The organism is Clostridioides sp. ZZV15-6388 (assembly GCF_020657755.1).
In the GTDB taxonomy this organism is placed as follows: domain Bacteria; phylum Bacillota; class Clostridia; order Peptostreptococcales; family Peptostreptococcaceae; genus Clostridioides.
Window position 1 is genome coordinate 1 of sequence record NZ_JAGWCU010000084.1, and the last position, 519, is coordinate 519.

Here is a 519-nt window from a genome sequence, read left to right on the forward strand (position 1 = left end):
ATGATATTCGAGTATCTAAATGTACTAATGAAGGAATAGGTATTGACTTAGGAATTAAAGATTTTTTAATATGTTCAGATAAAAAGAAGTTTAAAAATATAAATAAAACTTCTACAGTTAAGAAAGTTGAGAAGAAATTAAAAAGAGAACAAAGAAAACTTTCAAGAAAATATGAAAGTTTAAAAATAAGAAATAAAATAGAAGAAGGGAGAGCTACTCGTCAAAATATCCAAAAGCAAGTAGTTAAAGTACAAAAACTTCATCAAAGATTGACTAATATAAGAACTGATTATATTAATAAAACTGTATCTTCGATTATAAAGCGAAAACCAAGCTATATAACTATTGAAGATTTAGCAGTTTCTAATTTGATGAAAAATAAGCATTTATCAAAGGCTATAGCAAGTCAGAAATTCTTTGAGTTCAAAACTAAACTAATGTCTAAGTGTAAGCAAAATAATATAGAACTTAGAATTGTTGATAGATTTTATCCATCATCAAAGACTTGTAGCCAGTGTG

At 25.6% G+C, this 519-nt stretch carries 1 protein-coding gene; it reads left to right on the forward strand.

Annotated elements, in window-relative coordinates:
* A partial coding sequence (locus tag KGF48_RS19885; RefSeq protein ID WP_227868498.1) for an RNA-guided endonuclease TnpB family protein occupies positions 1-519 on the forward strand: 519 nt, incomplete at both ends.